15 protein-coding genes are annotated in these 20,316 nt (G+C 71.2%); 13 read left to right on the top strand and 2 right to left on the bottom strand.

Annotated features, from left to right (window positions below):
- Positions 1-13 precede the first annotated feature (13 nt).
- The gene (locus ACIQ9E_RS00865; protein ID WP_403699879.1) at positions 14-901 is read right to left on the bottom strand and encodes an SDR family NAD(P)-dependent oxidoreductase; all 888 of its coding nucleotides are present in this window, start codon (positions 899-901) and stop codon (positions 14-16) included.
- Positions 902-972: 71 nt separating this feature from the next.
- Between ACIQ9E_RS00865 and ACIQ9E_RS00860 the strand changes: the two genes are divergently transcribed.
- From ACIQ9E_RS00860 to ACIQ9E_RS00800, 13 genes are all read left to right on the top strand, one after another.
- Positions 973-1,902: a LysR family transcriptional regulator gene (locus tag ACIQ9E_RS00860; protein ID WP_403699876.1), complete on the top strand. Its 930-nt coding sequence runs from the start codon at positions 973-975 to the stop codon at positions 1,900-1,902.
- A 276-nt stretch (positions 1,903-2,178) separates the two neighbouring features.
- On the top strand, positions 2,179-3,189 hold the full coding sequence (locus ACIQ9E_RS00855) for a pentalenene synthase (protein ID WP_403699873.1): 1,011 nt from the start codon (positions 2,179-2,181) through the stop codon (positions 3,187-3,189).
- Positions 3,186-4,565 (top strand): cytochrome P450, encoded by a 1,380-nt coding sequence (locus tag ACIQ9E_RS00850; protein WP_403699869.1) that lies wholly within the window; start codon positions 3,186-3,188, stop codon positions 4,563-4,565. The genes ACIQ9E_RS00855 and ACIQ9E_RS00850 overlap by 4 nt, the downstream gene beginning before the upstream one ends.
- A 52-nt stretch (positions 4,566-4,617) precedes the next feature.
- The gene (locus ACIQ9E_RS00845) at positions 4,618-5,934 is read left to right on the top strand and encodes a cytochrome P450 (protein WP_403699867.1); all 1,317 of its coding nucleotides are present in this window, start codon (positions 4,618-4,620) and stop codon (positions 5,932-5,934) included.
- 59 nt (positions 5,935-5,993) lie between these two features.
- Positions 5,994-7,163 (top strand): cytochrome P450, encoded by a 1,170-nt coding sequence (locus ACIQ9E_RS00840; protein ID WP_403699864.1) that lies wholly within the window; start codon positions 5,994-5,996, stop codon positions 7,161-7,163.
- A gap of 115 nt (positions 7,164-7,278) precedes the next feature.
- Positions 7,279-7,968 carry a LuxR C-terminal-related transcriptional regulator gene (locus ACIQ9E_RS00835; protein WP_403699861.1) on the top strand — a complete coding sequence of 230 codons (690 nt, stop codon included), beginning with the start codon at positions 7,279-7,281 and terminating at the stop codon, positions 7,966-7,968.
- Between the two features lie 280 nt (positions 7,969-8,248).
- Positions 8,249-11,107, top strand: a complete 2,859-nt coding sequence (locus ACIQ9E_RS00830; protein ID WP_403699857.1) for an alpha/beta fold hydrolase — start codon at positions 8,249-8,251, stop codon at positions 11,105-11,107.
- Entirely contained in the window at positions 11,104-12,153 is a 1,050-nt protein-coding gene (locus tag ACIQ9E_RS00825) for a methyltransferase (RefSeq protein ID WP_403699854.1), read from the top strand. The genes ACIQ9E_RS00830 and ACIQ9E_RS00825 overlap by 4 nt, the downstream gene beginning before the upstream one ends.
- Positions 12,146-13,114: a zinc-binding alcohol dehydrogenase family protein gene (locus ACIQ9E_RS00820; RefSeq protein ID WP_403699851.1), complete on the top strand. Its 969-nt coding sequence runs from the start codon at positions 12,146-12,148 to the stop codon at positions 13,112-13,114. Before ACIQ9E_RS00825 ends, ACIQ9E_RS00820 begins: the two co-directional genes overlap by 8 nt.
- 29 nt (positions 13,115-13,143) lie before the next feature.
- On the top strand, positions 13,144-13,998 hold the full coding sequence (locus tag ACIQ9E_RS00815; protein WP_403699848.1) for a hypothetical protein: 855 nt from the start codon (positions 13,144-13,146) through the stop codon (positions 13,996-13,998).
- Between the two features lie 85 nt (positions 13,999-14,083).
- Complete coding sequence (locus tag ACIQ9E_RS00810) at positions 14,084-15,259, top strand: acyltransferase family protein (protein WP_403699845.1); 1,176 nt, start codon at positions 14,084-14,086, stop codon at positions 15,257-15,259.
- Between the two features lie 492 nt (positions 15,260-15,751).
- Positions 15,752-17,002: a cytochrome P450 gene (locus ACIQ9E_RS00805; protein ID WP_403699842.1), complete on the top strand. Its 1,251-nt coding sequence runs from the start codon at positions 15,752-15,754 to the stop codon at positions 17,000-17,002.
- 52 nt (positions 17,003-17,054) lie between these two features.
- The gene (locus tag ACIQ9E_RS00800) at positions 17,055-18,479 is read left to right on the top strand and encodes an aldehyde dehydrogenase family protein (protein WP_403699839.1); all 1,425 of its coding nucleotides are present in this window, start codon (positions 17,055-17,057) and stop codon (positions 18,477-18,479) included.
- Between the two features lie 410 nt (positions 18,480-18,889).
- Here ACIQ9E_RS00800 and ACIQ9E_RS00795 read toward each other — a convergent pair whose 3' ends face one another.
- Positions 18,890-20,284, bottom strand: a complete 1,395-nt coding sequence (locus tag ACIQ9E_RS00795; protein WP_403699836.1) for a DUF1254 domain-containing protein — start codon at positions 20,282-20,284, stop codon at positions 18,890-18,892.
- Positions 20,285-20,316 lie beyond the last annotated feature (32 nt).

The raw sequence follows: 20,316 nt of genomic DNA, 5'->3' as shown, positions 1-20,316 counted from the left end.
GACGTCCTGGTGTTCAGGGTCGGACCATGCGGTCCTGTTCCTCAGGGGGCGTACCGCCGTGCCAGTCCAGGGCCTTGCCGGAGCGGATGAGTTCGCCGTACAGCGCAGGGTCGACACGTTCGGTGAACACGAGGTCGAGGATTGGCCGGGCCGCCTCGGAGGGTGACCGGGCCTGGCTGTAGTCGTCGAACCAGGGCCGGGAGGTCGCGGTGTCGACCATGCCGGGGCAGATGGAGGCGATGAGCGTGCCGGTGGCCGGATCGCGGTCGCGGCGTTGGGCGGCAACCGCGCGCACGGCGGCGACCTGGGCGACCTTCGAGGGTACGTTCAGCCACCGCGGCCAGCCCGCTTCGGCGGCGGTGTGCTGGTGGATGGCAGTGCGCCAGGATTCGACCGCGTACTCGACCTGGTCGAGGCTCGCGCCGTCGAACCAGCGGTGCAGTCGCGGGTCGAGGTGGCCGAGGGTGCCGAGACTGCTCGCGATGACCAGCAGCCTGCCGCCGGGGCGCAGGACGGGGCCGAAAGAGCGCAGCACGGCATGGGTGGCAGTGTTGGAGACGGCTATGAACTCGTCGGCGCGCTCGGCCTGTGAATCGTCGGGCAGCAGCCGGGCGACCGCGTTGGAGATGACGACGTCCACACCGCCGTAGCGCCCCTGGAGTTCGTCGGCGAAGCGACCGATCGCGCCGGTGTCGGTGACGTCCAGGAGCCGGCCTTCGACGCGGGTACGCGTACCGGACAGCCGGGCGACGTCGCGGGCGGCTTCGGTGACGCGCCGGTAGTTGCGGCCGGTGAGGAGAACCAGGTCGTCCGGCTTCATGCCGGCGGCCAGTCCTTCGACGAGGGCGCGGCCCAGGCCCTGGTTGGCGCCCGTGACGAGGGCGACGCGAGGGGCATTCACACCTACGACGGTAGGAGCCGGAGTGCTGTGCGTCCAACGAAAGTAAGGCAAGAGTGGTATGCGTATACGTCATGGACTTCACCGATGTGTCGCTGACGGCCCTGCGCGTCTTCCGCGCGGTTGCCGAGCAGGGGACCTTCACCGCCGCCGCGACGGCGCTGGGCTACACCCAGTCGGCAGTGTCGCGGCAGATTGCGGCGATCGAGCGGGCGGCCGGTGCGGAAGTGCTGGAGCGGCGGCGTGACGGTGTGCGGCTCACCTCCGCGGGGCTCGTCGTGATGCGTCGTGCGACGGTCGTCCTCGACGAGATCGACGCGGCCGCCCGCGAGCTGTCCGGCCTGCCTGCGGAGGGCGGCACCGTACGTCTGGGCTGGGTGCCGACCGCAGGGACGACCTTGGTGCCGTATGCCCTGGCCGCGCTGCGGCGCAGGGATCCGGGCGTGCATGTCGTCAGCCGGGAAGGCGGCACCCCGGCGCTGGTCCGTGCGCTGCGGGCGGGCAGCATCGACCTCGCTCTGCTGGCGGCGGCGCCACCGTTTCGCACCCCGGACGCCGAGTCGCCGCCCTTGGTGGTGCAGACGCTCACCGAGCGCGCCCTGTGCCTGGCCGTGCCCGTGGCGCACCCGCTGGCCCGCAGGGACTGGATCGACGTCGCCGATCTGCGCGGGCAACGCTGGATCGCCGGCTCGATCTCCGGCTCGGACCGGCTCCTGGGGGTGTGGCCGGGTCTGGACGAGCGGCCCGAGATCGCGCACACGGCCCGCGACTGGCTGGCGAAACTGCACCTCGTCGCCGCCGGATGCGGAATCACCACCGTGCCTTCGGCACTGGCCCCCGCCGCACCACCCGGCGTGCGCGTCCTGCCGGTGCGCGGCGGCCCGCAGGAGACCCGGCGCCTGCTCCTGGCCCGGCTCCCCGGGCCGCAAACCGAACCGGTCGTCCGTCTCGCCGCCGCCCTGCGGGCCGCGGCCCTCGGAACGGACACCGTCCCGAATCCGTGACGTGCCGCCGGCGACCGGGCTGCGGGTACGGGGGCTGCGTCGGGACCGGCGCGCCGCATGACGTTTCCGCATGGAGCCCATGTCCCATGGTCGTTGGACTCGCACTGGTCCGCTTCGTAAGGTGACAGCCGTCCGGGGCGGCCGCTCACGGCCTTGTCTTCGGTCCGGTACGGGCCTCGGCCACACGCCGTGCCGGGAGCGGGCCCCCGCCGTCCGAACCCCGTGCCCGGCGAGCACCGTGCCGGGCCGTCGTCCCCGACCGCCGGCGAGGGAGCCGTGCCCAGAGGAATCGAGCTCCACATCCCCTTCCCGAGCCGGATCAGCCCTGATGCCGACCGGGCCGGAGAACGGCATCTGATCTGGCCGCGCTCCCACGGTCTGCTGAACGACGAGCAGGCCGTCCGGAAGCACGAGGAAGCGCGGTACGCAGAGTTGGCGGCACGTTTCTACCCCGACGCGACCGGAGCAGACCTCGACCTCGGTGTGGATCTGATGAGCTGGTTCTTTGTCTTCGATGACCTTTTCGACGGTCCCGAGGGCGAGGACCCCGCCGCGGCGCAAGCCCTCGTGGACAGCACCATGGAGGCGTTGCGGCTGCCGGTGAGGTCTTCCGACGCGCCGGTCGTGCGGGCGTTCTCGGACCTGTGGCGGCGCAGCCGTGAGGGAATGTCCGCCCAGTGGCGCCGGCGCGCGGCAGAACACTGGCGCGCCTACCTCCAGGGATACGTCACCGAGGCCGCCCACCGGCAGCGCGGCGTCATGCCCACGGTGGAGGAGCACCTGCGCCTGCGCCGCGAGACCATCGGTGTCCATCCCACGGTGGACCTCGCCGAACGGATCGGCCGTTTCGAGGTGCCCGGCCGCATCCACACCGCTCCGTGGGCCACGGAGATGCGGGCGATCGCGGCAGAGGTGGACACCATCCACAACGACCTCTGTTCCGTGGAGAAGGAGGAGGCCCGCGGAGAGATGCACAATCTGCTGCTGATCCTGGAACGGCGGGGGCACCGTACCCGTGCCGAGGGGGTGGAAGAGATGCGCCGGATGATCCGTTCCCGTACGGAGCGGTTCCTCGTGCTCGAAAGCCGGCTGCCCGGTCTGTGCGACAGCTCCCGCCTCACCGAAGCGGAGCGCGTACCGGTGTTCCGCTTCACGGACGCCCTGCGGGCGGTCATGCGCGGGGACTACGACTGGGCCGAGGGGTCGGGCCGTTACACGAGCGCGGGCCACCCCGGGGAGCCGTACGCAAGCCCAGGCACATCCGATGGCCGGGAGGCGACGCGATGACGTACCCGGCGCACATCCCGGACGAGGCAAGGGAAGCGCCCCGTCCCATTCCCGTGGCGCCGGGAAAGTGGCCGGCTGTGGGGCACTCGTACCAGCTGTGGCGACACACCCTTGCCTTCCTGGACTCCCTTCGCGCGTACGGAGGCGTCGTCCGCGTCGACATCGGGTCGCTGCCCGTGTACGTAGTCACCGACGCCGAGCTGACCCGCCGCCTCCTCACCTCCGAATCCCGGTTCTTCGAGACCGGAGGCCGCATGGGGGAGAACCTCGCGCTCGTCTTCGGCAGTGGTGTCGGCACCATCAACGGCGAACAGCACCGCCGGCAACGGCGCATTCTCCAGCCGCTGTTCAACCGCTCGTACCTTGCGGACCGTACCCACACGCTGTCGGCGGCCGTACAGGAACGTGTCTCGCAGTGGCGGGACGGTGTCCCCTTCGACGCCGTCGCCGAGATGGACCGGATCATGGTGTCGGCCTTCCTCGCCACCCTGTTCGGCCCCGGTCTCCCCGCGCCGAGGGAGGAGGAGTTCTCCCGGCTGCTGCGCACCGTGATGAAAGGGGTCATGCGCAAGACGCTCGCGCCGTCCTGGGCGAACGCGGTCATGGTCACCGCGAACCGCGACTTCGACCGGGCCCTGACCCGGCTGCGGCAGATCGTCGACTGCCTCATCCGCGAAGCACGGAGCCACCCCGAGGCCGCGGGCGGGGTCTTCCGGGCCATGGTCGCGGCACGGGACCCCGACACCGGCGCGGGTATGACCGACCGGCAGATCGTGGACGAGGCGGTCACCATGCTCGGTACGACCGGGGAGGCCCCCGGCACCGCGCTGGCCTGGGCCCTGCACGAGATCAGCCGGGATCCACTCCTCCAGCGGCAAGTCCAGCGCGAGGTGGACGCGGTGTACGGCGGCCGGCCGCCGGAACCGGGCAACCCGGCGTCCCTGAACAGCATCCGCTGCGTCCTGACCGAAACCATGCGGCACCACGGTCCCGGCTATCTCTTCACCCGATGGACCACCGCACCCGTCGACCTCGGCGGATACCGCATCCCCGCGCGGGCCAGCGTCGCCTACAGCCAGTACATCGTCCACCACGACCCGGCCGTCTTCCCGGACCCCCAGCGCTTCGACCCCGGTCGCTGGCTCCCCGGCGCGCCGGCCGTGCCCCGATCGTCCTACCTCCCCTTCGGCCTCGGCAGCCGCCAGTGCCTCGGCGAACACTTCTCCTGGGCGGCGATGACACTCACCCTGGCCGAGGTCGCAGCCCGGTGGGAGCTGCGTCCCCACCGGAACCGGCCCGTCAAGCCCGTCGCCGGAACCACGGTCCGGCCCCGGCGTCTGACGATCACGCCGCACACCCGGACACCCATGCCGTGACCCACCCGGCGGCACCGCCCGGGAACGGCCGCCCTTCACCCCGAGGGACCCCATGGACCCGCGCCACTCCTCACCTCCCACAGCCCCCGGGGCGTGGCCCCTGCTGGGACACATCCCCCGGCTCGCCCCCGATCCACTGGTCTTCTTCCAACGACTCCGGGACCAGGGGCCCGTGGTCCGCATCCGCCTCGGCGGCCGTCCGGCCTACGTGGTCAACAGCCCCGACCTGGTACGCCGGCTGTATTTCACCGATCAGAAGCTCTTCGACAAGGGCGGACCCCTCATCGAGAAATCCCGCCTCTTCCTCGGCAACGGTCTGGCCACCTGCCCGGCCGCCGACCACATCCGCCAACGCCCCCTGATGCAGCCCGCTTTCCATCCCGACCGACTGGCCCACTACACAAGCACCATGCGGCGCTGCGTGGCCGAGGTGGTCGGCTCCTGGCAGCCGGGACAGGTCATCAACCTCAACGAACAGATGCACCGGATCACCGCGGAGGTCACCTCCAGGACTCTCATCTCGGCCGAGCACGCCCGGCCCGCCGCCGCCCGGATCGCCCGTGCCCTCCCGGACATCCTGCGCGGCCTGTACTGGCGCATGGTCGTCCCTGGACGCCTCTTCCCCCGTGTCCCACTGCCCGTCAATCGCCGCTTCGACGATCAGATGCGGCGCACCCGGCACCTGATCGACCAGGTCGTCTCCCACTATCGCGCGACACCAGCCGACTACGGCGACCTGCTCTCGATGGTGATCGCCGCCTGCGAACAGGAGCCCGATCCCCGGCGGGCGGTCTACGACCAGGTCGTCACCATCCTGATGGGCGGCGTCGAAACCACCGCCACCACCCTGGTCTGGCTCCTCCGCCTGCTCGACCGGCATCCCCCGGTCCACGAGAGACTCCTCGCCGAGCTCGCATCGACCCCCGGCACCAACTCCGCCGACCTGCACCACACCCAGCAGGCCATCACCGAGACTCTGCGCCTGTACCCGCCCGGCTGGATCGTCAGCAGATCGACGACCGCCGATGTCGACTGGACGGAGGGCCGCATCCCCGCGGGCGCCGACGTGTTCTACAGCCCCTACGCGCTCCACCGCGACCCGGCCCCGTTCCCCGATCCCGAAGTGTTCGATCCTGACCGGTGGAGCACCGGACGGGTCACACCGGCCCAGCGGCAGGGCTTCTTCGGCTTCGGCCTCGGGCGCCGCAAATGCATCGGCGACACGTTCGGACTCACCGAAGCGGCCATCGCCGTCGCCGCGATCCTCCGCCGATGGCGTCTGGAGCATACGGGCCCCGTGACCGACCGGCCCGTCATCGGCACCCTGCTCATGGCCCCGCCCACCAGCATGCGGATCCGGGCCCGCTGAGGCCGGGCCGTACCCGGACAACGGACCTTCCCAAGAGACCGAGAAAGCCTGGAGTACGCGTGAACGCCATCCCCACAAGCGACGCCGACCTCTTCACGGACGAGAACCTCAGCGACCCCTACCCCCTCTACGAGGAGCTGAGGGAACTCGGCCCCGTGGTCGAACTCACCGCGAACGGCATCTACGCCTTCGCCCGGTACCGCCAGGTGCGCGAGGCATCCGGCAACTGGCAGGTCTTCTCCTCCGCACAGGGCGTGATGATGAACGACCGGATCAATTCCGTACTCCAGGGGGTCACGCTCTGCAGCGACCCACCCGAACACACGCAGATGCGGGAGGTACTGGGCCGACCCCTGCGCCCCGAGAAGCTGCGCAAGCTCGTACCCCTGATCGAGGACGAGGCGGAACGCCACGTCGCCCACCTCGTGGAACAGGGGTCGTTCGACGCGGTGACGGACCTCGCGGAGCACCTTCCGCTCGCCGTCGTCTCCGAACTCGTCGGCCTCGACGAAACCCACCGCACCCGCATGCTGGAATGGGGGGCCGCCACGTTCGACGCGCAAGGGCCGATGAACCAGCGGACCATGGACGCCTTCCCCCAACTCGACGAGATGGTCGCCTTCGCCCTGCACGAGGCGAAGCCCGACACCCTCAAGCCGGACGGCTGGGCCGCCCGGCTGTACGCCGCGGCCGCACAGGGTGACCTCCCCGTGGAGAAGTGCCCGTTCATGGTGATCGACTACATCGCGCCCAGTCTCGGTACGACGATCCACGCCATCTCGAGCGCCGTCCATCTCTTCGCCCGGAATCCGGACCAGTGGGACCTTCTGCGCGCAGACCCCGCACTGGTTCCGCATGCCATCAACGAAGTCCTGCGCCTGGAGTCCCCCGTGCAGCGCTTCACCCGCTGCCTGACCGAGGACTACGACGTCGAGGGCTATGTGCTGCCTGCCGGCTCCCGCGTCATGCTGCTGTACGGGGCGGCCAACCGTGACGGACGCCGATACCCCGACCCCGACCGGTTCGATGTCCGCCGCAGGCCGTCCGACCAGCTGGCCTTCGGACGCGGGGAACATGCCTGTATCGGCATGAACCTGGCCCGGATCGAGATGCGCGCCCTGCTGGAGTCCCTGCTGCCGCGCGTCAGCCGCTTCGAACTGCTGGCATCGGAACTCGAACTCAACAACACCACGCGCGGGCTGCGCCGGTGCAGAGTGCGGGTGAGGTGACTCGTCAAGGACTGTGCCACGACATCCGACGGGCGCAGTCGCCGACCATCCGGCGATCCGCGGTTCGTCGGGCCTGACGAGCAGGCGAAGGCGAATCGGCAGCAAGGGAGCGTGTGTGAAGCCTGCGGCATCCGCCGCGCGATGTCCGGCAGCCGGTTCCGGTACGCGCCCGGCACAGCCCGTCACCATCCTGGTCCTGGCGGACGACCCCATCACCGCCGACGGAGTGACGGCTTATCTGCGCTCCTGCCCCTCCCTTGCGGTCGTGTCACCGGAGGACGTCGGGGAGGCCCGGATGGCCCTCTTCCTCGCCGACCGGGTGACCGGCCGGACGGTCGCCGCCATGGCGGAGCTGGCCGAACGCTCCGGGGAGGGCGAGCTGCCCGTCGTACTGGTCGCCAACACCATCAGCGGGCCGTTGCTCGTGCGGGCCGTCCGCCATGGTCTGGTGTCCTTCCTGCCCCGGGCGCGCACCCCGCTGGACCGGACCGTCGAGACCCTGCTGGAGGTGTACGGGGGGCGCTGCGACCTGCCACCCGCCATGGTCGGGGAATTGATGACGCAGATCAGGGCGCTGCACCGGGCCGGGGCCGCCGGGGCCGAATCAGCCGCCGGCGAGTTGACCAGCCGCGAGGCAGACATCCTCCGGCTGGTCGCGGAAGGTCTCACCACGGTGGAGATCGCGGCCCGTCTCAACTACGCGGAGCGCACCATCAAGAGCGTCCTGCACGGGGCGATCGTACGGCTCGGTCTCAGGAACCGGGCCCACGCGGTGGCCCACGCGATGCGCATCGGGGCCATCTGACCACGCCCGGCGCCGGGACGGGCAGAGCGGTCGCCCGCCCCGCCCGGTCCCGGCGCCGTCATCGGAAGCGGGGACGGACCGTGGACCGTACCTCTCGGCTCGACCGGGAGGGACGGACCGTGGACCGTACCTCTCGGCTCGACCGGGTCGCGGACGCGTTCGGCTCCCGTCCCCGCACATCCCCGGACTCCGCCCGATCGGGCGGGAACCCTGCCCCTTGGGGTATCCGAGCGCCCTCGGAGGGGCGCAGGCACACCGGCAATCCCTACGTTCTGAGGATATGGACAGAAGCATCTCGTATCCGGCGGACGGCGATTCACCGACGCCCGGGCCGGGCCCGGCCGGGCACGCGACAGACCCCGCGCTGCGGCGCACCCGGCAACCGGCACGGGATCCGCGCGACGCGAAGAGCGTCGCCGAGGTCCTCATCCGGGCGGCCCGGGAGCAGCCGGATCAGGAACTCCGGTACTACGATCCCGGCGGCACCGGCGGCTTCACCGTCCGGACTCATGCCGAGCTGCTGCGGAGCGCCTGCGGCGCCCTGGCGGCCCTGCGGACGATGGAGCCCGTGCCCGGCAGCGCCGTCCTGCTGCTGCCGGACTCGGCGGAGGACTTCGTCCGCTGGTTCTGGGCCTGTGTGCTGGGCGGATTCGTGCCGGCCACGGCACCGCCCCCGCACGGCGGTGGCCCCTACCCGGCTGAGCAGTTCACCGGCATCCGCCGGCTCCTGGACGAGCCCCTGGTGGTGGCCGGCGCGGCGGCGGCCCCGGAACTCGCAGCCCTGCCCGGTGTCCGGGTCGTGGCCTGTGAGGAGACGGCCGGAAGCGCGGGCCCGCAGACGCCGTACCGGGCGAACCGGGCCGACACCGCCGCTCTCGTCCTCACCTCCGGTTCCACCGGAACTCCCAAGGCGGTACGTCTCACCCACGGCAATCTGCTCGCCTCCCTGCACGGCAAGAACGGCGTCCACCGGCTGACCGCGGACGACACCAGCCTGAACTGGGTCTCCTTCGACCATGTCGCGGCCCTGCTCGAATGCCATCTCCTGCCGCTGTCCGCCGGAGCGGCCCAGCTCCATGTGCCACCGGCGGCGATCCTCGGAGATCCGCCGCACTTCCTGCGGCTGATCTCCGAACACCGGGTCACCATGGCCTTCGCCCCGAACTTCCTGCTCGGCCGGCTCACCCGGGCCGCGCCCTCCATCAAGGACGGAAGCCTCGACCTGAGCCGGCTGCGGCACATCGTCAGCGGCGGCGAATCCGTCGTCTGCGACACCGGACGAGCCTTCCTGAACGCCTACGCCCGTCACGGTCTGCGTGCCACGGCGCTCTGGCCCGCCTTCGGGATGACCGAGACTTGCGCGGGCAGCGTCTACTCCCGGGACTTCCCCCTCCACGACGGAGCACAGGAGTTCGCCAACCTGGGCCGGCCGGTCGACGGTCTGCGGCTGCGGATCGCCGGGCCGGACGGCGGGCTGCTCCCGGACGGCGCCATCGGCGAGGTCCAGCTGCACGGACCCGTCGTGACCCCCGGATACCACGGGGACGACGATGCGACCGCGGCCGCGTTCACCGCCGACGGCTGGTTCCGCACCGGCGATCTGGGGCGGCTGGACGACGGCCGGCTCACACTGGCCGGACGCAGCAAGGACAGTGTCATCGTCAACGGCGTCAACCACTTCAGCCAGGACATCGAGACCGTTCTGGAACGGCTGGACGGCGTGACGCCTTCGTATGTCGCGGCCTTCCCGACCCGCGGTCCCGGCGGCGACACCGAACAGCTCGCCGTCGCCTTCCTGCCGGAGCGCCCGGGCGACGATGACGCCCTGCACCGAACGCTCACCGCGATCCGCGACGCCGTCGTCCTCCACTGGGGGTTCCGCCCCGCCGTCGTCCTCCCTCTCACGCGCGCCGAACTGCCCAGGACCAGCCTGGGCAAACTCCGGCGCGCCCTGCTGCGCCACCGGCTGGAGGAGGGCAGGTACGAGGCGGTGCTCGCGCGGACGGCAACCCTGTCCCGGGAGCGGCTCGGCGGCTGGAGCCCGCCGGAGGGCGCCGCCGAGGAGGCGATCGCCGGAATCTGCCGGGATGTGTTCGCCGTGGACGAGATGGGCGCGACCACCAACTTCTTCGACCTCGGGGGCACCTCGCTGGACCTGCTGCGGCTGCGCGGCGCGGTCGCCCGGAGGTTCGGCCTGCCCGAGCTGGAGATCGCCACGGTGCTCCAAGCCCCGACCGTACGCCGGCTGGCCCTCCGGGTGACCGGAGCCGGCGCACCGGCGTACGACGGTTACGACCCGGTCGTCGCCCTCCAGGAGAGCGGGGCCGGAACCCCGCTGTTCTGTGTGCATCCGGGCGTCGGCGATGTGCTCGTGTTCGTCGGCCTCGCCCGGTACTTCACCGGAGAGCGCCCGTTCTACGCGCTGCGGGCCCGCGGCTTCGGCCCCGGCGAGGAACCGTTCGGCAGCTTCGCCGAGATGGTCGGGTGCTATGTGGACGCGATCCGCCGTAAACAGCCGCACGGCCCCTACGCCGTCGCCGGATACTCCTACGGGGGCGCGGTCGCCTTCGAGATCACGAAGGCGCTGGAGGCGGCCGGGGAACAGGTCGCCTTCACCGGCAGCTTCAATCTGCCGCCGCACATCAAGTACCGGATGGACGAACTCGACTTCACCGAGACCGCCGTCCATCTGGCGCTCTTCATCTCACTGATCGACGAGGAACAGGCCGTACGGCTCCCCGGCGAACTCCGCGGCGCACCCGAGGACGAACAGATCGAACGGCTCCTCGCGACCGGCACCGAGGACCGGCTCGACGAACTGGACCTCGACCGGGCGAAGTTCGCTGCCTGGGCGCGGCTCGCCCATGGCCTCACCCTGCTCGGATCGACCTATCGGCCCACCGGGAAGGTCCGCTCGATGACCGTCTTCTGCGCCCACCCCCTGCGCGGCACCAAGGAGGAGTGGGTCGCCCGCGAACTGCGCCGCTGGGACGAGCACACGCGGGGCCCCAACCGCTATGCCGACGTACCCGGCGAGCACTACACCCTGATGTCCCCACGGCACGTTGCGGCGTTCCAGGCCGTGCTCCGCCGCGAACTGCGGCTCGCCCTTCCCGGCCACGAGACGGAGCGGCCATGACGACCGGCCCCGACCTGAGCCCCCACGAGCGGATGCTCGGCATCGTCGCCGGGTTCTGGCTGTCCCGCGCCGTCCACGCGGCCGCCCGGCTCCGGCTGGCCGACCACATCGCCGACGGCAAACCGCTCCCCCCGGCCGCACTCGCCGAACGGTCCTCCACCCATGCACCGTCGCTGCACCGGCTGCTGCGCGCCCTCGCGAGCGCCGGTGTCTTCCGCGAGGACGAGGCGGGGCGCTTCCACCAGACCCCGCTCAGCGCCACCCTCCGCTCGGACACCGCCGATACGGTCGAGGCGTTCGTCCTGCTCGAACTGGGCGACGCGCACCACCGCGCCTGGGGCCGGTTCCTGCACTCCCTGCACACCGGAGAGGCCGCCTTCGATACCAGCGAGTCCGTTCCGATCTGGGAGTACTTCCGACGGCACGAGGACGCCCGGCAGCTGCTGGGGCGGTCGATGGCCCAGATGACCGCCGCGCTGATCCCCGGATTCCTGGCGTACCATCCGTTCCCGTCCGGTGCGACCGTCGTCGACGTGGGCGGTGGCGAGGGACGGTTCCTCACGGGGCTGCTGGCCGCGCGGCAGGACATCCGGGGCGTGCTCTTCGAGCTGCCCGATGTGGCCGCCGCCGCGCGTCGCGCCCTGGCCGCGGCGGGGCTGGAGTCCCGTTGCGAGGCCGTCGGCGGCGACTTCTTCCAGGCGGTGCCGGAAGGCGGCGACGTCTACCTCATGAAATGGGTGCTGCACGACTGGGACGACGCGCACTGCCGCCGGATCCTCGCCTCGGTCCGCAGGGCGATGGGGCCCGGAGCCGTACTGCTGGTACTCGACGCCGTGATCACGCCCGGGAACGAGTCGCAGATCGGCAAGCTGGTGGACCTCGACATGCTGGTGCTCGCCGGAGGCCGGGAATGCACCGAGGAAGAGTTCCGGCTGCTGCTCGCCGACGCCGGCTTCGCCGTGCGCCGGGTGGTTCCCGGGCCCGTCGTGGCCGTCGTCGACGCCGTGCCCGCCGCCGGGCACCCCCGGGAGGGCGATCATGGCTGAATCCATGCGCGCTGCGGTGGTGGACGCCTTCGGTGCCCCGCCCCGGTACGGGTCCTTCCCGGCGCCGTGCCCGGGAGAGGGCGGGACGGCCGTGGAGGTGCTCGCGGCCGGGCTGCACCCGCGCGTTCGCTTCGACGCTCTCGGGCCGCCGTACGCACGGTCCACGATCCTGCCGATGGTCCCCGGCATCGACGGTGTCGGTCGCACCGCCGACGGAACGCGGGTGTTCTTCAGCGGGATCACGGCACCCCACGGCAGCCTGGCCGAACGGGCCGTGGTCCCGGCCGGCCGGGCGCTGCCGCTGCCGCCCGGCCTCGCTCCTGAGGAGGTCGCGGCGGCCATGAATCCGGCCGTGTCCGCCTGGACGGCGCTGACCGGGCGGGCCGCCCTGCGCCCGGGCGAGCGCGTCCTGGTGCTCGGCGCGACCGGATGCGCCGGACGGACGGCGGTGCGCCTCGCCCGCCGGCTCGGGGCGGCCGAGGTGGTCGCGGCGGGGCGGAACCCGGCCGCACTGGCCCGGCTCACCGAGTCCGGCGCCACGGCCCTCGTGGATCTGCGCCAGGACGACCGCGCCCTCTCCCGGACACTCGCCGCGACGGCCGGAGACACCGACGTCGTCGTGGACTACCTCTGGGGGCCGGTCTCCGAAATCGCGCTGGCCGCACTCGCCTCGGCGCGCACCGACCCCGCCGAGCCGGTGCGCTGGGTCCACCTGGGCACCATGAGCGGGCCCTCGCTGCGACTGGAAGGAAGCCTCCTGCGCAAAGCGAACATCGTCCTCTGCGGCAGCGGCGAGGGCTCGGTCGCACCGGATGCCCTCGACCAGGCCTACGGAGACCTGCTGGACCAGCTGGAGCCGGGCCGCCCGCTCGTCGACCCGGTCGTCCTGCCCCTGGGCGATATCGCCGGGGCCTGGCACCTCGAGGTCGCCGCCGGTGCCCGCATCGTCCTGACGCCCTGAACCACGCCCCCGAGAGCGGAGGAACGATCGTGCCGGCGGTCACCTGGTCCGACGAAGTCCACGAGGTGCTGGTCGGCGATCCGACCGCGGCGCTCGCCTACACCACCCCCCAGCGCGGGGTCGTCGTCACCCCCGTCAGTCCCCTCGGTCTCGCGGACCGCGAGGCGGGCACCCTCGCCTTCACCAGCGCGCTCGCCTTCGGCCGGAAGCTGAACCGTATCCTCCGCGACCCCCGCGTCGCCCTCTGCTACCACGCCCGGGACTACGGCAGCTCCACCAGCCGGACACTGGTCCTCGCCCAGGGCGACGCCGAGGTCTCCCTGCACCCGCCGGAAGACCGGCTGGCCGCGCTCCACGAGCGCATGGCCGACCGCTTCGGCGGGCGCAAACAGGGCACGCTCTGGGACTGGATCCAGTACGAGGCCGACCACCAGCGGGCCTTCGTCGACATCACCGTCACCCGCTTGGTCACCTGGGGCGAACGCACCCCGCACGACTGGACCTCACTGGACGGATCGCCCTGGCCCGACCCGCCCGGCTCGCAGGACCCGCCCGCGCGCGGCACCCACGCCCGTATCGACCCCGCCGAGGCCGCCCGGCGCCTCGCACCGCTCCCCCACCGGCTGATCGGCTATCTCGGCTCCGACGGCTTCCCCGTCGTCCGGCCGGTGCAGACGGCAGGAATCGACGGCGACCGGATCCGGCTCGAAGCACCCACCGCAGCGCTCCCGCCCGGAGGGCGGCGCGCCGGCCTCCTGGGACACCGCTACACCCCGCACTGTGCTGCACCGGCTGGCTGGAGTCGACCGAAGCAGGCACCTTCTACGCTCCGTTCACCTCTCGCCGCATCTCGGCCCCATCGCTGCGCACCCCCCGCTTGCTGATGAGCGGGCTGCTCACCAAGGCGCGTATGCGGCGGGCCCGGCGCGACGGCACACTCGCTGCACTCGAAGACCTCGCCGGCCGCCCATGACCACGGGCACCGGACCTACCGCCGCACCCGGCGGACCGCCCGGCCGGCTCCCCTCACTCACCGGCCTCCGCGCGGTCTTCGCGTACTGCGTGCTGCTCTGCCATACGAGCTCCAACTCGGGCTTCTTCGAAGGAGGACTCGGACAGCTCCTCTTCTCGACCCAGCTCATCGCCGGACCGGCCGTCGGCGGCTTCTTCGTCCTCTCCGGCTACGTCCTCACCTGGGCCCACACCGCCGGTGACCGGCCCCGGGCCTTCTGGCGGCGGCGGTTCTGGAAGATCTTCCCCAACCATGCGGTCGCCTGGTCCGCGGTGATCGGACTGTTCCTGGTGACCGGCCGCCCCACCCCCGTCGTCGGCGTCCCCGGCGACCAGGACGCCGCCGACGCCCTCCTCGGCCTCTTCCTCCTCCAGAGCTGGGCCCCCGACCCCGAGGTCTACTTCAGCTTCAACGCCCCTGCCTGGTCGATCTCCTGCGAAGCCTTCTTCTATCTGCTGTTCCCGCTGCTGATCACCAGGGCCGTCCGGCTCCCGCGCACAGCACTGCGCGCGGTCTGGCCGGCCCTGGCGATGCTCATCGCCGCACTGCCCACCGTCGCCCTCGTCTTCACCGGCCCCCCGATGGACTGGCTGCCGGTCAGCCCGACGGCCTTCTGGTTCGTCCACGCCTTCCCGGCGGTCCGGATCGCCGAGTTCGCCCTCGGCGCGGTGACCGCCCGGCTGGTGCTGCGGAACGCATTCCCGGCCGTGCCGCGGTGGCTGACCGGGCTGCTCGTCGTGGCCGCCGTCGCCGTCGTTCCGCTGCTTCCCATGACCTATGCGGCCGGATCCCTGTGCGCGGTCCCGCTCGCGCTGCTCATCGGCGCGCTCGCCACAGCCGACGCCGAAGGGCGGTCCACCGTCCTCGCCCGGCCCGTACCGGTCCGCCTCGGCGAGGCGTCCTTCGCCCTCTACCTCGTCCACCTGCCGGTGCTGCTGCTCGTACGGGAACTCATCGGCGCCCACACCGTACTGCCGGTCTGGGGTGCGGCGGTCGCCACGGCCATCTGCACAGCCCTGGCGCAGGGAGTCGCTTTCCTCATGCACCGCGCTGTGGAAGTACCTCTGCAACAACGCTGGGCGCGGCCGCGCAGGGTATCCCTGACCGTGAAACAGCCGAAGAGTCGACAGTGAGGCAGGCATCTCTCCGCCGACGCACCACATAGCCCGCGGCGCCCGTGCTGCAACGGGCGGACAGCGGTCCCTGCCCCGGGGCTGGCCCCGCCCGCACAGTCGGAAGACGGCAGCGCACGGCAGCGCACGGCAGGGCGCCTCGCGAGCCCTCGACCGCTGGCGTGCGCCCCCTGATGCGCCATGGACGGCACGCGCGGCCAACGGGACGATCGGCGCTACGCCGCCGCGGCGCCTGCCGCGGCACCGCCTCGGCCCGCGCACCTCGTCCGAACCCGCCCGTCCGGGCGGAGCCCGAGAACAAGCCATCGGCACACGTCGCCGTAGCCGGCGGGCGGCCGGGCTCCGACGCGCCGGAACAGACGAGGGGGCACGCTCCGAGCATCACGCACCTGCGATCACGAGGACCTGGTTCCCCGACGGCCGACCATGCTCGAAGTGCCCCGCCCAACCGCCTCGGAAGCTGCTCCGCCGTTCGGACTCTGGGGGTCTGCCATGCCATCCGGTTCCCTGCCCGCAGACGGGTTCTCGCACAACAGAGTCCAGTACATCGAGGACCCTTTCCCCTTCTACGCACTGATGCGTGAGCAAAGCCCGGCCCACTGGGCACGGGAGATCTTCGGCGGTGCCTGGCTCATGTTCCGTCATGAGGACTGTGCCCGGCTGATGCAGGACGAGCGGCTGTCCAATGCCCGCGCGGACGTACCGCTGCGCTTCCTCCCGCCGGAACAGCGCGACGAGTTCGCGGACCTGCTCGGCATCTACGGACGGTGGCTGGCATTCCACGACGGCAAGGAGCACACCCGCGGTCGCCGACTGGTCAACAGGGGCTATGCGCCGTTCACCGACGAACACTTCGAACCACGCATCCAGCGCATCGTCGACGAACTGCTCGACCGGGTCGACCCCGCGGGATTCGACCTCATAGCGGATTTCGCCTTTCCCTTACCCGCGATGGTGATCGCCGATGTGCTCGGCGTGCCGGTCGGCGTACACCAGGATCTCAACCGCTGGACCGACGATATAGCACACCTGTTCGGCTCGACGTCGGTTCCGGTCGAGCACCTGTACCGGACCAGGGAGAGCACCCGGCAACTCGCCGCCTTCCTGGCGTCCGAAAGCAGCGCACGGCTCTCCCGCGCCAAAGGCGGTCTGCTGCACCGGCTGCGGCAGATCGAAGTACGCGGAAGCCGCCTCTCCGAACCCGATGTGGTCGCACAGGCGGCGCTGCTGCTGTTCGCGGGCGTGGCGTCCATCCGCTACCTCATCGGCAACAGCGTCCATGCCCTCGACTCCGTCCCCGCCACCGAGCGCGAGCTGCTGCTGAACCCCCCGACAGCGCGCCCCGCCGTCGAAGAACTCCTGCGTGTATGCACACCGGTCTCGTTCGTCGGACGGGTCGCGGGCTCGGACTTCGACTACACCGCGTCCGACGGGACAGTCGTCCCGCTGCGCGAAGGACAGCCCCTGCTGCTGTACATCGCCTCGGCCAACCGCGACCCCGACGTCTTCGACCGTCCCGACGAACTGGTCCTGGACCGGCCGCTGCCCAACCGGCACCTCACCTTCGGCATCGGCAGGCATCTGTGCTTCGGCGACCCCCTGGTGCGCCAGACCACCCGCATCGCGCTGAGCACCCTGTACACCAGATGGCCGGAGCTGACAGTGCCACCGCAGGAGGCCGACTGGAACAACAACCTCGGTTTCCACGGCTTCACTTCCCTCCGTGTCACCGGCGAGGACTGAAACACCGGTGAAGAGCAGCGGCCAACCCCCAGAGCCGACAGGAGAACACCGCGTGACAGCACCCACCATCCGCAACGTCGTCAACGGCAGGCGAGCCGGCACCGCCGCCGGCACCGAGCACATCGAGGTGCTCGACCCGTGCACCGGTGGCCCGCGTCTGTACGCGCCGTGCACCGGGTCCCAGGATGTCGGCCTCGCCATGCGCGCGGCGGCGACCGCCTTCGGCACCTGGTCGCGGACCACACCCGCGGATCGCCAAGCGGCGCTGCTGAAGCTGGCCGATGCCGTCGCCGCCCACGCCGCAGAACTGAGCGAGGCCGAACTCCGCGACACCGGAAGCCGCCACGCCGCGGGCGAGATCGGCGTGATCGTCGACGAACTGCGCTTCTTCGCGGGGGCGGCCCGGCAGCTCGACGGCATCGCGGGCGGCGAGTACACGCCGGACCACACGTCCTACACCAGGCGCGAACCGGTGGGAGTATGCGCCCAGCTCGCCCCGTGGAACTTCCCCCTGCTGATGGCCGTCCTGAAGTCGGCTCCGGCGATCGCCGCCGGGAACACCGTCGTCCTCAAACCCGCGCAGACCACCCCGTCGTCGGCACTCCTGCTGGCCGATCTCGCCGCAGGTGTCCTGCCCCCGGGCACACTCAATGTGATCTGCGGCGGCCCCGCCACAGGGCAGCTCATGGTGGATCACCCGGTGCCCGCGCTCGTCTCGCTGACCGGGTCGGCCGCCACCGGCGTGAAGGTGGCCACCCGCGCGGCCGCCACCCTGAAGCGCACCCACCTCGAACTCGGCGGCAAGACCCCGGTCCTCGTCTGCGCCGACGCCGACATCACCACCGCCGCACGAACCATCGTCACCGGGGCATTCAGCAACGCAGGGCAGGACTGCACGGCCGCCAGCCGGGTCCTGGCGGTCGGGACGGTGCACGACCGGCTGCTGGAGGCACTCGTCACCGAGGCGTCCGCACACCGCCCCGGCCCGCCATCGGATCCCCGCAGCGCGTACGGCCCGCTGAACAACCCCGACCACCTGGCACACGTCCAGCGCTGCATCGACACACTGCCATCGCACGCGGAACTACTGACCGGCGGCCACCAGGTGGGCGACCAGGGGTTCTTCTACGCGCCCACCGTCATCGCCGGCGTACGCGAAGACGACGACATCACCCGTACGGAGATCTTCGGACCTGTGATCACCGTCGAACGCTGCGCCGGCGAGGCGGACGCTGTGCACCGGGCCAACTCCTCGCCCTACGGTCTGGCATCAGCCGTCTGGACCACCGACCACGGCAGGGCGATGCTGCTCACCAAGGAACTGGACTACGGAACCGTATGGGTGAACACCCACCTCCAGTTCCCCTCGGAGCTGCCGCACGGGGGCTTCCGCCGGTCCGGCCACGGCAAAGACCTGTCACGGTATGGATTCGAGATGTACACCCGGATCAAACAGGTGACGCACCGGCTGCCATGACGCGTCGGCGTTGACAGCGCCCTTCCCGGCCGCCGCTGCCAACCGGTCCGGAGTCCAGGGCGCACCGGCCTCGGCGCCCGCCGCCGGGAACGACCTGGCCGAGCCGGCCACGGGGCAACCGGTGGCGCTCCGGCGGTGGACCGGCACACTGCCTCGCCTCACCCTCGCCCTCCGCGGCAAGGCAGGAAACTGCTCGAGTACGCACGGACAACGTCCTGTCGACCGATTCCGCGGGCTTCACCTTCTCTGAGAGAAGTACGGGTCATAGGGTTCATGCGGTACAGGGCGGCGGGCTTCAGCTGGGTGCCGGCGGCCCGGCGGGGAACGCGCGTGCCCGGCCCGCGGGGGATTCGGGCGGGTGCCCGGATTCGGGGGGTGCCGGTCACCGCCACCCCCCGGTCGGGGAGGGGTCAGGCGATGGGGGTGTCGGCGACCTTGGTGAGGATGGGGGGTGTCCAGGTGCCAGGGGGGTCGATCTGGTCGATTTGGGGGGCGTAGAGGCGGAGCATGAGGTTGAAGTCTCCGGTGTTGTCGATGGGGAGCCAGTTGGCGGGGTCGACGGTGTCCCCGGGGGGTTCGTACTGGATGTAGAGGGTGGTGTCGCCGGTGACGGGGTCGGGCACGGGGGTGGGGGTGCGGTGGCCGATGGAGTAGACGCCTTCGTCGTTGGTGATGAGGAAGCCGTCGTTGTCGTAGGCGGTGAGGGACCAGAAGGCGCCCACGGGGGGTGTCTGCCCTTGGGCGAAGGTGAGGGTGTAGCGGGTGCCGGGGGCGGGGTCCTGGGGGGCGGTGGAGGGGTAGATGGCGTCCTGGGGGAGGTTGGCCCCGAGTGCGGTGAGGGCGATGTAGGCGCGCTGGTCGTAGTCGGTGCCGTAGGTGCCGACGCCGGTGGTGGCGAGGCTCCAGCCGTTGACCGTCTGCGCTCCGCCGTGGGACGTGATGCGCTGCTGGCCCGCTTCAACGGCCTGCTGGAGGGTGGCGGCGTCGGGCAGGCGCTGGGTGCTGCCGGGGAGGAGGCCGATGGAGTCGAGGAGGTCTGTCATGTCGGGGTCGTCGGGGTTGAGGGGGGTGGTGGCGAGCAGCGTCTTGAGGGTGGTGAAGAAGGTGGTGCCGTCCATCTCGGCGATCTGGTCGGACGGCGGGTCGGCGGACAGGTTGGGGTCGTAGGTGCCGTCCGGGGGGACGTAGGTGTGGTCGGGGTCGGGCCATACGCTGAGCGGCAGCAGGCTCATCCGGTGCTGGTAGCCGTTGACGGTGTCGAGTTCTTCCTGGGAGTTGTCGCGGATCTCGGTGCGGCCGGCGAGCCAGACGGTGTTCGTGGGGAAGGTGAGCTGGGTTGTTCCGTCGGGGACGGTGCCCTGCCAGCCGGGGCCGGTGAGGACGTAGGTGTAGTTCTGGTCCCCGTTGCCGTCGGTGCGCGGGTCGGTGCCGGGCAGGATGCTGCTCGGGTCCTGGACCGTGTTCGTCCAGTAGTCCATGAGCTGCATGAGCCAGTACCGGGAGTTGTCGGGCTGGTTCTCCATGACGGGCACGGACAGCACCATGGGCTCGGCGGTCAGATCGAGCCAGGCGACCGAGTAGAGGGTGTCGAGGTTGGGGCGGACGACCGCTTTCTCGCTGGGGTCGGGGAGTTCGGTGTGGTGGCAGAACTGGTTGACGGGGGCGAGTACGTCGTCGGTGGCCTTCACGGTGTTCGTCTGGGCCAGCCTGGTCAGGTTCATCAGGACCAGCGGATAGCCGAAGACGTAGGCGTCGGTGGTGGCGTCGACGGTGTCCTCGCCGGGGCCGGAGATTGATGCGGGCATGTCCCTGCCTTCCTTCTCTTCCGGGTTCTCGC

The sequence above is a fragment of the Streptomyces sp. NPDC094448 genome, from assembly GCF_044763775.1.
Classification (GTDB): domain Bacteria; phylum Actinomycetota; class Actinomycetes; order Streptomycetales; family Streptomycetaceae; genus Streptomyces.
This window is presented reverse-complemented; position numbering and strand designations above follow the sequence as displayed.